Source organism: Parachlamydiales bacterium (assembly GCA_041671045.1).
Lineage (GTDB): Bacteria > Chlamydiota > Chlamydiia > Chlamydiales > JABDDJ01 > JABDDJ01.
Map to the genome: position 1 here is coordinate 61915 of JBAZCF010000011.1, position 14243 is coordinate 76157.

13 protein-coding genes are annotated in these 14243 nt (G+C 42.6%); 7 read left to right on the forward strand and 6 right to left on the reverse strand.

Annotated elements, in window-relative coordinates; translation table 11 throughout:
* Positions 1–142 precede the first annotated feature (142 nt).
* On the forward strand, positions 143–1057 hold the full coding sequence (locus WC222_10930) for a hypothetical protein (protein ID MFA6916901.1): 915 nt from the start codon (positions 143–145) through the stop codon (positions 1055–1057).
* Here WC222_10930 and WC222_10935 read toward each other — a convergent pair.
* Positions 1054–2469, reverse strand: a complete 1416-nt coding sequence (locus WC222_10935; protein ID MFA6916902.1) for an NAD(P)/FAD-dependent oxidoreductase — start codon at positions 2467–2469, stop codon at positions 1054–1056. The genes WC222_10930 and WC222_10935 overlap by 4 nt on opposite strands.
* 101 nt (positions 2470–2570) lie before the next feature.
* Between WC222_10935 and WC222_10940 the strand changes: the two genes are divergently transcribed.
* Positions 2571–3167, forward strand: coding sequence for a chalcone isomerase family protein (locus WC222_10940; GenBank protein ID MFA6916903.1), 597 nt, complete (start codon positions 2571–2573; stop codon positions 3165–3167).
* A gap of 67 nt (positions 3168–3234) precedes the next feature.
* Here the strand turns inward: WC222_10940 and WC222_10945 are convergent, their stop codons facing one another.
* Positions 3235–3486 carry a hypothetical protein gene (locus WC222_10945; protein MFA6916904.1) on the reverse strand — a complete coding sequence of 84 codons (252 nt, stop codon included), beginning with the start codon at positions 3484–3486 and terminating at the stop codon, positions 3235–3237.
* Positions 3487–3522: 36 nt separating this feature from the next.
* Complete coding sequence (locus tag WC222_10950) at positions 3523–3774, reverse strand: hypothetical protein (GenBank protein ID MFA6916905.1); 252 nt, start codon at positions 3772–3774, stop codon at positions 3523–3525.
* A gap of 191 nt (positions 3775–3965) precedes the next feature.
* Here WC222_10950 and WC222_10955 point away from each other — a divergent pair, with 191 nt between their 5' ends.
* The gene (locus WC222_10955; protein MFA6916906.1) at positions 3966–4718 is read left to right on the forward strand and encodes a glucose 1-dehydrogenase; all 753 of its coding nucleotides are present in this window, start codon (positions 3966–3968) and stop codon (positions 4716–4718) included.
* A 477-nt stretch (positions 4719–5195) separates the two neighbouring features.
* Here the strand turns inward: WC222_10955 and WC222_10960 are convergent, their stop codons facing one another.
* Both WC222_10960 and treZ read right to left on the reverse strand, forming a co-directional pair.
* Positions 5196–7202, reverse strand: a complete 2007-nt coding sequence (locus WC222_10960) for an amylo-alpha-1,6-glucosidase (GenBank protein ID MFA6916907.1) — start codon at positions 7200–7202, stop codon at positions 5196–5198.
* Positions 7199–9076 (reverse strand): malto-oligosyltrehalose trehalohydrolase, encoded by a 1878-nt coding sequence (treZ, locus tag WC222_10965; protein MFA6916908.1) that lies wholly within the window; start codon positions 9074–9076, stop codon positions 7199–7201. The genes WC222_10960 and treZ overlap by 4 nt, the downstream gene beginning before the upstream one ends.
* Positions 9077–9172: 96 nt before the next feature.
* On the opposite strand from treZ, the gene WC222_10970 reads away from it, so the two are divergent.
* Genes WC222_10970 through WC222_10980 form a run of 3 tightly spaced genes read left to right on the forward strand, consistent with a single transcriptional unit; the run spans position 9173 to position 11385 of the window.
* On the forward strand, positions 9173–9850 hold the full coding sequence (locus tag WC222_10970) for a DUF5752 family protein (GenBank protein MFA6916909.1): 678 nt from the start codon (positions 9173–9175) through the stop codon (positions 9848–9850).
* Complete coding sequence (locus WC222_10975) at positions 9843–11126, forward strand: glycosyltransferase (GenBank protein ID MFA6916910.1); 1284 nt, start codon at positions 9843–9845, stop codon at positions 11124–11126. Before WC222_10970 ends, WC222_10975 begins: the two co-directional genes overlap by 8 nt.
* Entirely contained in the window at positions 11101–11385 is a 285-nt protein-coding gene (locus WC222_10980; protein ID MFA6916911.1) for a trehalose-6-phosphate synthase, read from the forward strand. The genes WC222_10975 and WC222_10980 overlap by 26 nt, the downstream gene beginning before the upstream one ends.
* 60 nt (positions 11386–11445) lie before the next feature.
* Here the strand turns inward: WC222_10980 and WC222_10985 are convergent, their stop codons facing one another.
* Positions 11446–12693 carry an MFS transporter gene (locus WC222_10985; protein MFA6916912.1) on the reverse strand — a complete coding sequence of 416 codons (1248 nt, stop codon included), beginning with the start codon at positions 12691–12693 and terminating at the stop codon, positions 11446–11448.
* 362 nt (positions 12694–13055) lie between these two features.
* Between WC222_10985 and WC222_10990 the strand changes: the two genes are divergently transcribed.
* Positions 13056–14240: a DUF1207 domain-containing protein gene (locus WC222_10990; protein MFA6916913.1), complete on the forward strand. Its 1185-nt coding sequence runs from the start codon at positions 13056–13058 to the stop codon at positions 14238–14240.
* The last annotated feature ends 3 nt before the right edge of the window (positions 14241–14243 follow it).

The window sequence follows — 14243 nt, forward strand, 5'->3', positions numbered from 1 at the left end:
GTTGGAGATGCGCTTCTGTAGCTACAATTCAATTTATTATTATTTCAAATATTATTTATGTGACATATAATTTGCTTTGATTACAAATATTTAGTAGAATTTATTAATTCTGGACTATTTAAATGTTAAGTAGGAATTAATAATGAACTCTATATTACTTTCTGTTACAGCAGCAGGTTCAGCTTCCTTAGCTAACTTATCCTACCGTAAATATTCTACATCCAACGGGGATGCAACAAGCCCTAATGGATACCTATTGGTTTTTTATTTTTTCTCATTTCTAACCTCCTTAATTTTCTATCCTGAAGTTTTTACCCAGAAACCTAATTATATTGTTTTGGCTATTGGTGCTTTGGTAGGAGTCTTGAATGTCTCGCTCATGCTTTTGACATCCAAAGCACTTACCAAAGGCCCTTCAGGACTCACTTTTGCAATTCAAAATACGAGCGCGGTATTTCCCGGATTATTGTTATTTTTCTTTTTCGGATCGGATTTCGGTTTTTCTTTTTCGTTTATGCAGTGCGCCGGAGTTGCGCTGGTGCTTGCCGGACTTTTTCTAGGCGTACGCGGCGACAATAATGATCAGGAGAAAACTTCTAAAACATGGCTTATTTATGCTTTTGCATGCTTTTTCGTACAGATTGTCGCTTTGACACTGATTCAGGCGCGTTGCGTACTCTTTGAGTGCGAAGGTAAAGATGTCTTCTTCTCATTTTTATCCGTCAATAGAGCTGAGGATATTTGGTTTATGCCAGGATTATTTGGGATGGGTACCTTTTTACAGAGCATTTTCTTTGCTTGTGAGAAGAGAGGCTTTTCAAAAGCTGAGGTATCCTTTGGCCTCTTAGGCGGCCTATTCAATTTTGGATCAACCTGCCTATTGCTTTTAGCAACAAAGTTTGCTGTTCCGTCAGAAAAGGCCATTTTATTTCCTTGTTTTGCTGTATCTACTATTGTTTTTTGTAATGCCTGGGCGAACAGATTGTATCATGAAGATTTCAAGCTTGCATCCACAGCGTTATGCGGACTTGGCATTTTCATAGGGATATTAGCTTAGAAATTTTTCAGAACGGCTTGGGCGGCATGATAGCCGCACATGCCGTGCACTCCTCCACCTGGAGGGGTGGAAGAGGAACAAAGATACAGTCCTTTTACAGGAGTGGAATAGGGATTAAAATAGGAAGTCGGCCTTTTAAAAAGTTGATAGATATCCTGCACACCCCCGTTAATATCCCCCCCCACATAATTTGGATTATAATTTTCCATTTCGGATGCTTTTATCACGTGGCGTGCCAGGATACAGTCACGGAAACCGGGAGCAAACCTTTCGATCTGTCCTTCAATCTGCTGTGTCATATCCCTTTCTGAGCCACGCGGAACATGGCAATACCCCCAGGCGGTATGTTTTCCTTGTGGGGCCCGGGTTAAGTCAAAGAGGCTTTGTTGGGCGATGAGGACATAAGGTTTTTCTGGATGTTTTCCTTCCCAAACTTCCTTTTCAGAAAGGATAATCGATTCGGCTTCTCCCCCTAAATGGATGGTTCCGGCTTTTTGACATTCTTTGGACTTCCACGGAATAGGTGCGTTAAGCGCCCAATCTACTTTACAGACTCCGGGGCCATAGCGGTAGGCTTGAAGTTTCTGTTTATATTTTGAAGGCAGCCGATCTCCGGCAATATCCAGTAATTGTTTGGGGCTAATATCGCATAGAATGGTCTTTGAAGGCGGAAGCTCATCTAAAGATGTAATGAAATGCCCGGTAAAGATCTGCCCCCCCAGAAAGCTGTAGTATGCTGCCAAGGCATTGGCCAGTTTTTGGGATCCACCTTCAGGCGTGGGCCATCCGATGACATGACCCAGAGTTCCAAGGATAAAAGCAAAAGCGGCTGTTATGGATTTATCTAGAGGAAGATTGCAATGGGCGGCTAATCCGATGAAAAGTCCTCGCGCGTATTTAGCCTTGAAATTGCTGTTAATCGTTCCTTGTGCAGAACGAAGTGCTTGCAAGCCAAATTGCGCCAGGGCTATCGGATGTTGTGGAAAATGCAGCGGAGCCAAAAGATCGTTAACTAATATATCCCAATGGTCAATGAGTGGGCCCATGAGTTTTTGATATGCAGTTCCATCTATTCCCAGCGATTGGATGGTGGTTTCTAGAGACCGATCAAGTATTGCTGCTGTTCCGTCATCAAAGGGGTGGGCTAGAGGCGTGACGGGAAATTTCCAGGTAAGGCCGTATTTTTCCAAGGGTAGAGTGCGGAAAAAAGGAGAGCCGATCCCTAAAGGATGGATAGCTGAACAAATATCATGAGTAAATCCGGGCAAAGTCAATTCAGCTGAACGCATTCCTCCGCCGGGAGTGTCTTTTGCTTCAAAAATTGCAGTAGTAAGCCCTGCTTCAGCAAGAGTTATTCCTGCTGCGAGTCCGTTTGGTCCGGATCCAATAATGATGGCGTCATATTTTTTCATACTAGGGAGTTTCTCTTAGGTGAATTTTTTATATACAAAAGAAATTTTGAATTCATTTTTTATTTTGATAAGATGAGATTTATGACTACAAAGGAGTGGTTATGAAATCTATGCTCATCAAATTTTTCTCCGTGTTTTTCTGCATGTTTTCTTTGAGCCTATGTGCACAAGGGACTCTGACTGACTCAGCTACAGGCGAATCCTTCCCAAAGGATATCAGCATTAGCTATAACGGTAAGCAGTACGATTTGACTGCAACCGGAGTGGCAACTAGAAAAAAACTATTCATCAAGGTTTACAGCATAGCCAGCTATCTGCAAAAAGGTGCTGCTCAAACTAAAAGTGACACTCTCAAGGCTATTCTGAATGATAATAATGCTAAGCAAGTGACGATGAAATGGCAGCGCGAGGTGGGTGTGGATAAAATCCAGGAAACTTACCGCGAATCCCTACAAAAATCCTTACCCAATGCACAAGGACAGCTTAAAAATGATGTTGGCCAGTTTCTTTCTTTCTTCAATCAACCTGTAAGAAAGGGCGATACTACAATTATTAAATGGCTGCCCGGTGGATACATTGAAGTCGACTTCAACGGTACCAAAGTAGGCAGCGTTGTCAATAAAGATCTTGCAGCCGGTATATGGAATGTGTGGTTTGGGGAGAAAAGCCCTGTAAACCGCGACAATTTATTACAATAGAGCCGGTAAAATCTTGAAAGGACGAACCTAGGTTCGTCCTTTCACACAAACACTTATCTAAGACAGCTTAATTTGCAGTTGCAGCTTCGATATGTCTGCGGTTTTCTTCTATTGCAGCATTACTTGCATCCACAAGAGCAGCATTGCGATAGATAGCTTGAGTGCTTCTATCGATTGCATAGTTGCTTCTTTCAATAGCTTCTCTGTTTTGCTCGATAGATTCTGTACTTGAATTCACAAGGCAATTCATTTTGCTTACGATCTGACAACTTGAAAGACAGCAAATTGCAATCGGAATCAATAGTAAATATGATTTCATGGGTAATCCTCCAATGGTTAAGTTCTAAGTTGGTTCCTAGGACTCACCCACTTTTTTTAATTCATTATTGATTGCTTCTAACTGGCGTCGGTTTTCTTCAATCTTGACATTAGCAGCTTCAACTGCTTGGATGTTTTGCTCTATGGCTTGGATGTTTTGCTCAATCACCATTGTGCTATAGTCGATAGCTTGACGATTGGATTCCAATGCTCTGAATGTTTCATTGATACCGCTACAACCTGTTAGCGTTGTTCCTGCGAAAATAATAAGCAATAACCTGTACTTCATGGTTCACCTCTTTTCGTTCTATTTCCGCATAACAAAAATCATGAAAATATAAAATCATTTTTTTGAAGTGCTTTCATAGTTTTCGTTATTCATCTTGATGAAAACCTATAACAATGACTTGAAGCTAATTATGGAATATGGCACGAAAGTATTAAAAATAGTTGAATACATCATTTATCTATGAGAATTACATGACGAAAAAACTTAGCGGCAAAGTAGCGATTGTTACCGGAGCATCAAAAGGCATAGGAGCTGAAATTGCTTTACAATTAGCAGCTGAAGGCGCTTCTGTCATTGTTAACTATTCTTCGAGCAAAGAAGGTGCAGACAAGATAGTTAAAGAGATTGTTGGCAAAGGGGGCAAAGCAATTGCCGTACATGCAAATGTCAGTCAACAAAAAGATATTCTACGTCTCTTTAGCGAATCTACTAAAGCCTATGGAAAAGTGGATATTCTGGTGAATAATGCAGGGATATACGAATTTGCGATGCTAGAGGAAGTTACAGAAGATCATTTTTATAAGCTATTTGATTTGAATGTTTTAGGTCTAATACTTACCACTCAGGAAGCAGCCAAGCATTTTGGCGACAAAGGTGGAAGCATTATTAACATCGGTTCTCTAGCAGGTACATCGCCTATTCCGAGTTCCTTAGTCTATTCTGCTACAAAAGCTTCTGTCGATTGCATTACCAAGACCCTGGCGCTAGAGTTAGGCAGCCGAAAGATTCGTGTTAACTCGATAAATCCCGGTTTGGTGGAAACTGAAGGTGTGCACAAGATCGGGTTTACCGAAAGTGACGTGCGTAGGGAAGTTGAATCTAAAACACCGCTGGGTAGAATAGGTCAACCTAGTGATATCGCACCTGCTGTTGTGTTTTTAGCTTCAGACGACTCCACATGGATTACAGGTGAAACGTGGTTCATTTCGGGCGGGTTCAAATAATATTATTGAGATGTTTATGAAAATGTTCATGTCGATAATTCTATTTTGCGAAGCGAAACGTTCTCTAGTATTGGAGCACTGCGACTTGTCGCAGCTTTGTTAGTCCTCAACTTATCGAGGACCCATAGACTTGGTAATATACATTGTGTAAGATGCCCTCGAGTAATCGAGGGCTATGAAAGTGGCGACAAGTATCCGCACTCATATACTTGGGAATGTTTATCCATAATCGCTTAAAACAGCACACTCTCCTTGCTTAGCCGGTAGAACGCTTTGAAAGTATTGGAATACATTATCAGGTCCGAAGGGATAATTACCCTTCCTGTAAGTCCAAAGCATTTTTTCAGCAGTCAATTCTTCCATTTCAGCAGCTTTTTGCTCTGGTTAAGGATGTATATCTCTGATCTGGAGAGCCGGTATCGGACCCTCCATTTGAGTTGTTGGATTTTATCTGCAAAGCCAGTTTTTCATAACGTTTTAGTTATCCTTTGAGGTATCTTGCATCCCTACTTTATTTAAGCAGCGGAGGACTTCAGCTACGCTCCAAGCTTGGGCGAAGCATCCTCTAGCTTTGTAAGGAGCGTCCGCATCAAAGATCTCACCGATTGTGGACATGCAGTTGCTGTCGAGGTAATCCACAAGTCCTTTGAGGGCCTTCCTGGCACTTTCTAAATCATCAGGATTGACTTTGAGCATCACATCGATGTAAGGACCGATAAGCCATGGCCATACCGTTCCTTGGTGATAGGCGGCGTCACGGGCATAAAGATCTCCATCATAATCCCTTTTATAATCCGGGTGGGAGGGTGATAGAGTACGCAGGCCGAAAGGGGTATACAGATGCTCAGTGACAATGTTTAGAACTTGCTTCCATCTTTCTTGCTCCAAAATAGGATTTGAAAGGGAAATAGCAAAAAGCTGGTTGGGCCTTAAAGCGGAATCATTCCCATTTTCGCCTTCAATAACGTCATATAGATAGTTCCCTTCCCCGAACCAAAATTTGGTATTAAAGGATGCACGGCACTGTTCAGCAATATCTTGTTTTTTACCTGACCATTTCTCATACAATTTAAGGGCATTATACCATAAGGCATTGATTTCTACAGCTTTACCTCTACGTGGAGTAACCACCCAATCCCCTACTTTGGCATCCATCCAGGTGAGCTGCACACCTTTTTGGCCTTGGATGAGGAGTCCATCGGTATCCACTTTTATTCCAAAAAGTGTGCCGTTGATATGGTTTTGGATGATGTCTGAAAGTTTAGGCAGTAGAAACTCAAGAATATCTTCATCTTTGGTTATTTGAATATATCTGTCGATGGCATGAAAAAACCAGAGGGTAGCGTCTGCGGTATTATAAATCCCTTGGTTTTCTCCGTCAGGGAACATGTTAGGAATAAGGCCATTTCTAATATAATGGCCGAAAGTATGAAGAATCGAATAGGCTTCACGGCTTCTTCCTGTAGCTAAGGTGAGACCCTCTAGTGAAATCATCGTATCTCGTCCCCAATCTGTAAACCATGGGAATCCAGCTATGACGGTTTTTGACTCTTCCCCCAGTGCTTGCAAGCGTATCATATCCTCATAACGAGTTGTGGGAGTGATAATGAATTGGTCTGCAGCTAATACAAGCTTTGAGATGATAGGATTTTTAGATTCTCCGGACGTTTTTAGGAGGCTTTTCTTTCTAAGTTTTTCTGTCACCCATGCTTCACGCGAAGTCAGCGCAAAGATATTGTTCCACGATTCTGTAGAAACAATAATAGTTTCCCTGTTCTTCGGCTGGACATTTATCAGAAAGTAGCCGGGGCTTTTGAGATTCCCCAGAGACTCATATCCTCTTTGGGCTTCAATTTCATAGAAGACTTCGTCAAGAACTTGAGAATCAAGCGTAAAGGGGGCTTGCGAGCTATTATATATCCTTAAAGGAGGATAGTTGGGACATTCGATCTCGTATTGGAAATCTTTAGCATGGACGGTATAGGATTCATCCGGAATGACCGAGTTAACAGACTGTTCGTTAGTTCTGAAATGGAAATAGGGCTGCCATTTGATCTGAATGGGATCTGCATCTTCAGTGACAAGCTTATAGGAAATATGGAGTGTATTTTGACGGTGTATCAGCAGGAGGCTTTTTTCGATAATGACGCCCTTGCAGTCATATACCCACGTTGGAAGACCATTTTCGAAGCGGACTTCTTTTAAATGGCTTTCATTCAGGTCTTTATTGTCTTTGGTTCTTAGCTGAGTAAGCTGAATTTCCGTCTTATCAGCAAGGATGACAGCGTCAGCAACATAGTTCAGCATATTGGTGCGGCCATAGGGATTAGGCAAAGCTGCAATAAGAAGAGAATGATATTTGCGCATCGGAGCGCCTGAGAGAGAACCGCTAGCAAATCCACCTAGGCCATTGGTAATAAGCCATTCATCAAAGAGAACCTGCTCCGGGCGGCAACTATCTATTTTCGTAACGGCTATCTTCATATTTTACGTTTTCTCTTTCCAATAGGTTTAGTTGCAAGGACGATTGCAGAATGCCCTAGGATCTTCCAATAAGGAATGTTTATGGGAGGAGTTCCTTCGCCCCCATAGCACAAAGACTCGCTGGACCAAAGAACCTCAAATTCTTGTTCTAATCCTGGCACTAAGAGTGGTTCAGGAGAGGGATTTAGATAAAGGTCAGCGCCAAAATTTATGATAAGGACACGGTCTCCTTTTTCCTCTCCGAAATAGCGTATCAGAAAAGCATCAGTACCTAGGACAGCGCCATCTATAGAGAGGTTTTGCATGATACTAAAAATTGGATCCTTCTTTCGAAGCTGTATAAGGTCTTTATAGAGGTTTAATATTTTGGGGTCATTGTCTTTTTCATTGTGGTTGAGCTTGCTTTTAGTGAAGGTCAGAGGGTTGCCGGGATCCGGAAGGACTTTTCTTATTTCGGAGGTACCGAGGCGTGGAAATTGCGCTAAGTCATTTTTTCTTCCTGTCTTAACAAGGGGGCTGATATCCGGCGCATGGTCGGCAAAATAGTAGAAGGGCTGTGATGAATTAAATTCCTGCCCTTGGAAGATAAGTGGTGTGTTAGGACTCAGGAGAAGCAGTGTTGAAAGGGCTTTATAGATACCTGGATCCGCTTTCTGGTGTAGTCGTAAGCCATAACCAGAATTGGCTACCTGGTCATGGTTTTCCAAAAAAATCACCATCGAATGGCGCGGTATTTTCAAGTTGGGAGTTCCGCGCGGCTTTTTTTGCCAATCGTAGTATTGACCTTGGTAAAGAAATCCGTATTTTAGGGAGGAGATAAACTCCTGAGGGCTGCCTAAATAGTCCGTGTAATACGCCTCTCTTTTCCCCGTGAGCCTTACAACAGCGCTATGGTGAAAGTCATCATTCCACAACATATCAAAGCCGTAGCCTCCTTCCTCGTAAGGCTTTAACAGTCTTGTATCCTGCGGTTCATTTTCACCAATAGTAATCGTCTTCCTTTTGCCACCCGCTTTTTTCACTACGCGAGTCAGATCTTGCAATATATGCACAGGAGTAGAGCAAAAAAACCAGGGAGTTGCATCCACTCTTAAGCCATCAAAGTGATATTCTTGAATCCAATATTCGGCATTGGTGAGAAAATAATTACGTGACTCCTGAGAGTCAAAATTGATCGCCTTACCCCAGTCGGTAGAGAATTTATCACTTAGATACTCCTTAGCGAAGCTGATCATTTGGTTGCCTTCAGGGCCTAGATGATTGTAAACAACATCGAGCACAACCCCGATGCCCAGTTGATGGGCTCTATTGATAAAATTTTTTAAGTCTTTTGGTGTCCCATATTGATGTGAAGGAGCAAAGAGGTTGACGCCATCGTATCCCCATCCAAAGTGGCCGGGAAAATCATTTAGCGGCAGGACTTCAACCAAGGTGATCCCCAAGTTAGCAAGGGATGTAAGTTCTTTTGTTGCGGCTGCGAAAGTGCCTTCTTGCGTGAAGGTTCCGATGTGGAGTTCATAGACAATATGTCCCTGGGGGGCGACCCCTTTCCATTCATTATCTGTCCAATGGTAATGAGGATTGACCACACAAGAAAATCCATGCGGCCCTTGTGGTTGGCATCTTGAGGCAGGATCTGAAAAAAAAGTTTGCGAATCGGACAATCGAAAACGGTAATATGTGCCCTCTGCGGCCAGATCTGTGAGGAGATAAAAATATCCTTTTTTCTCTTTCTCCATAGGGAGATAGATGGGCTCGGCTTCAGGTTTCTCGATGACGAGGTCCACCTTCTTATGATCGGGCGCCCAAACTCTAAAGTGGACTCCCTCCGGAAAGATTTCTGCCCCGATAGGGTATTTTCTTTTTACAGTCATTATCCTACTTGTGTGTCAAGCGTCATAGATCCCACGTATAACAAAGAGATTGTTAAATAAATATTTTTAAATTATGCAGTAGCCAAAAGTGGTCATATGGGCCTTGAGCAATTACCATCCCAGATTTTTTATGTTAAAAATTGCTCCTTAGCTTCTATTGCTACAGGGGAACGAGCTAGTTCGCTTCAAGAATTACGTGACAAAATAGCAACAGTGGAGGAGGGCTGCTTATACCACCACTTTTGGGGCGACAGGATGAATACACAGTTTGTGCATACCCAGCATCACAATGACTTTGCGAGCTGGGTATACCATAGGCTGCATGATCAAATATTAGCAGAGAAACTAAGCATCATTGACCCTACGGAATTTGAAAACTTAGAGCTGTTAAGACAAGAATTATTAGAAACAATCGAACAGCGTTTAGACAATTATGAAATTGTATTGTGGACAAGGAAAGAAGATCAATTTCATTTTGTAGGTTCTACCATTGTGGTATTTGACAGCTCGTTAGAGATAAAGACACCCGAAGAATTAGTAAAGATTATTCCCCAACTGTCCCCTAATAGTATTTTCTATCATTTCATTGATTCTAGACTACGGACCGCGGAAAAAACAGACGATTTTACGTTATGGTTGAGGCAATTTGGAACTAAGTATGAGGGTCTTATTGAGGAAATTCAAGTTATTGATCCTTATTTCTTATCGTTGACTCAACTTAAAGATGAATTAGCACGCATTGCAAACGAATACTTCAAGGAGCCCCATGACTAATCTCTTAGATCAATACAGGGAAGTTGTGGGGGATGAGATCATCTCTGAACTTTTGCAGATGGGAGAAATATTAAAAGGGAAAAAAATCCTCCATGTGAATTCGACCAAATCCGGTGGAGGGGTTGCTGAGATTTTGATGACAATGACCCATTTGACTTCAGCTTTAGGCATAGAAACCCAATGGGAAGTCATTACAGGTAATGCGGATTTCTTTGAATGCACAAAACAATTTCATAATGCTATTCAAGGCTATAAGCAGATTATCCCCCATCCCCATTTGCTAAAAGTTTACAAAGAAATCAATGAGGAGAATGCTGAGCGCCTGCGCCCCCATCTTGAAAATGCTGATGTGGTGTTTATTCATGATCCACAACCTGCAGCACTTATTGAAGCATTTCCTAAAAGACAAAATAAATGGATCTGGCGCTGCCATATAGATGCATCCAATCCTAACCGGGCTATATGGAAATTTCTGCGGCAATTTGTAGTTCATTACGATGCCAGCATTTTCTCTTTAGTGGATTATGTACAGCCGCTCCCCCACCCTATTTATTTGATACCGCCGAGTATAGACCCCTTCAACGAGAAAAATATCCCTTTGAGCGAGGATAAGATCAAAGATATTTTCCCTAGATTTGGCATAGATCCTAATAGGAATATGATCTTGCAAGTCTCTCGCTTCGATTATTTCAAAGATCCCATCGGTGTAATAGAAGCTTACCGCCTAGCGAAGAAATTCAATCATGGCCTACAGTTAGTTCTCGCTGGAGGCGGCGCCCCTGATGATCCGGAGGGGGAAATGGTATTGAGGGAGGTTAAAGCAGCAGCTGAAAGCGATCCCGATATCCATATTCTCTATCTTCCCCCGGACTCACACCTCACCATCAATGCCTTGCAAAGGGCTGCCGATATTGTTATTCAAAAATCTGTTAAAGAAGGGTTTGGATTAACTGTCACAGAAGCACTCTGGAAAAATAAGCCGGTCATTGGCGGTAATTGCGGCGGTATTCGACTGCAGGTTCATAATTACCAAACGGGATTCCTGGTTAACACTCCTGAAGGTGCTGCTGAACGCATCCGCTATCTGTTGCAGAACCCCGCGCTAAGGGATGAAATGGGCCGCAAAGGCTACAAATTCGTGCATGATAATTTCCTTATCACAAGGCATCTTAGAGACTATCTCACACTAATACTTTCACTATTAAGACCCTCAAATAATCATAGGATAGAAGTCCATAAAATGGGTTTTCATGAAAGTATTAAACCCGGAATTTAACTTAGAATCCTTCCTTCAATATGAGGCCTTGCTCATCAATCCTTATGATGTGGAAGGTGTTGCTGAAACCATCTTTAAAGGTCTGATGCTACCTCCCGGCGAATGCAAAAAAAGAATGCGTAAGATGAGACGTAATGTACAGCATTATGATGTTTTCTGGTGGGTGCGCAGTTTTCTGCAATCAGCGATTTCAAAAAACTTAGAAGATTTTCCGGTGATCGAGGAGTTCACAACCAGTGAGATTGCCGATGATGAGTAATGCAACGTGGATTTCTAAAAGGAGGATCCGAAGACCCTCCCTTGAATCAATGCTTATGATCTAATCCAGCGATTCAGCCAAAACGGGTTGAACGAGGGTTTTATCTTTAGGTTCAGTAGCATATAGAATCATAAATCCAGCTGAAGCGAGTGCAACAGCGACGGGAATAACGGACACACCATAAGTCAATGCAAGGGAAACTGTTGGGCCACCCATCGCATTAATCACGCTTCCCATAGCTGTATGGAATGCATAACCGAAAATCATGATGATCATATTAGCTACGGCTGTTGTCAATCCTGCAACTCCTTCACGCACATATGTGGACGCTTTATAGATAGCGAGGATCTGATAAGCGCAGCAAACGCCGATGACAGCAAAGCTTATGCTGATAGCGCTAGGAGATACCTGCCAGTAGAGGAATGAAAAGAAGCTAGCGGCCATGACCACACCTGCTACAATGATAGTCATCAAATAGCTGCCGATCTTCTCCGCAATAAAGCTAAGAACCGGGGCTCCAAAGCACATTCCAATAAATATCATGGAAGGGAGGCTAGCGGCAACGGCACCATCGTACCCGTAAACCTGCTTTAAGAAAGCTGTACCCCAAACATCGGCAAACCCTTCTAAAGGGCCGACCATCATACCTGCTAATATACAGGACCAAACAACGCGTTTATTACTGATAACTTCTTTGATGTCGGACATCACAGTTGTTTGAGGAGCACTGGTGACGTTAGGGACAATCCAATACGTAACTGCAGCCAAGACTACACCCACTACGGCGAACAATTCTACGACTGAATGGTATCCGAAAACTTCGCGCATATAGCTAACAGGTCCGCCGCCATAGATTGCGCCGATCAGACCGATCATAACGGAAAAGCTCAACATACGGGGAAATCTTTCTTCACTAAAGGTCATGCGGATGATTTTGAAGACACCTAATATCGCAGCGGAAGAGCCCATTCCAATCATAAGTCTCCCTATGATGGGGTACATCCAATGTTCTGCAAAAATCAAGGGAAGTAAGCCCAAAACGGAGAGGAGGATACAGCCTGTCATGATTTTCTTAGGACCGTAACGGTCAAGCATAATCCCGATAGGTAAGTGCATAAGGGAGTAGCCGATATAATAAACGCCGGAAAATTGGCCGAATGCAGCTGCGCCAATATCGAATTGCAGCATGATGTCATCCAACATGATGTTGGGCATAACTCTTAATATATATTGGTAAGCATAAAATACCGAAGCGATAATCCAAACGGTCCAGGCGATTGCACGGGAATTTGAAAAAGACGAGGTCATTATTTTTTCCTTCTTAAACTAATTTTATTTTTTTCTGATCTATAGAGCTGTAGGAACAAAATATTATTACTGTGCCTTGGGGCACAGGAGGATAAGAGAAAGAAGCGCGGGGAAATAAGCAGGAGCTTTAGCTTCTGAATGGAAGCATTGAAAATTGCTTTTGGAGTTTATGGGGTGCGTTGGCTTTTTCATGCTTTTATTATAGCACGCTGAGGCTAAAGATGCAAGGAAAAAGTTAACACTTCGGGGCTTGACAAAGGACATCTCGCGAAAACCAAATTAAAATTTTTCTTCCACAAATATCTTTCCTTATGGTACGTATTTCTACTCTGTACACGATACTTTACACGTAAGGTAACATAATGCGATTTTTCTCTTTTTTTGCTTTACTCGTCACTGTGATGATGGGCTCACTACACGCGAATGACATGGGTTCTAACTGTCACTGCACAGCCGAAAGCCACTGCGGTTGCATGGACGGAAAACCTTGCAGCTGCAACGGACCTGCCACTGGTTCCAACCAATCTGCTAACTCTCAAATTGCTTGCTCCTCAGAAAGCTCGTACACGGTTGACTTAAGTAATTCCCCTTGCGATGCTTATCTTCCCCGGGGAGAGTATTTTCAAGGAGACAGCTATTATTCACAGGATGCAAACTGGTATTCTGAAGGTTATGACTGCTGCGACACACAATCCCGTTATTGCTGCCCAAACTTCTTATGGGTAGATGATACAGCTAACTGGCCTTGCTGCTTAACAGGCGGATGGATGCCGCAACGTCCTCCCCTTTTCAGACCATTGATCGCCGACCCCCGCCAAATTACTTATTCCGTAGGTTGGAGATATAATGACCAAGCTTTTACAAAAGATGTCATCGACGTTTCCTACTTTGATACCTTCCCTGTCTATGGCTGGTGCAATGCATGGCTATGCGGCGATAAATTACAGATAGATTTAGATGGCTGCTTATGGGCGGTATTTGATCCATGCACCTACTCTTCTCCTCTAATGAATGCCGACTATTATGTAGGTATCCATGTTAACTATGCTTTTGAGAATTGGTCAGCTAGAGGTAGAGTATTCCACATCTCCTCCCACGTGGGCGATGAATTCTTACTCAACCACCCACACTTCGTTCGACGTAACCCCAGCGCTGAATACCTTGACTTTTTCATCTCCTATCAGTGGTTCAACGACCTACGTTTATACGGAGGCTTAGGAGCAGTTTTGGAACAGGACAGCTCATTTGAGACTGGTAGATTCTATTCCGAATGCGGTTTTGAAGCACGTATCACCTCTCTAGGTATTCTTGACATATGTAATGACCTCTACCGCGTGCCTTTTGTTGCAGCGCACTTCAGATTCAATAAGGACTTCAAACGCCACTTTGACGCTACCTATGTGCTTGGTTATGAAATCGGTAAAACAAATTGTTTACAACCGCGTCTGAGATTCTTCTTAGAATATCATGACGGTTACTCTGTGGAAGGACAGTGGTCCTGCACACCGACGAATTATTTCTCCATTCGCGCATCTTACGGTTTCTAAAGG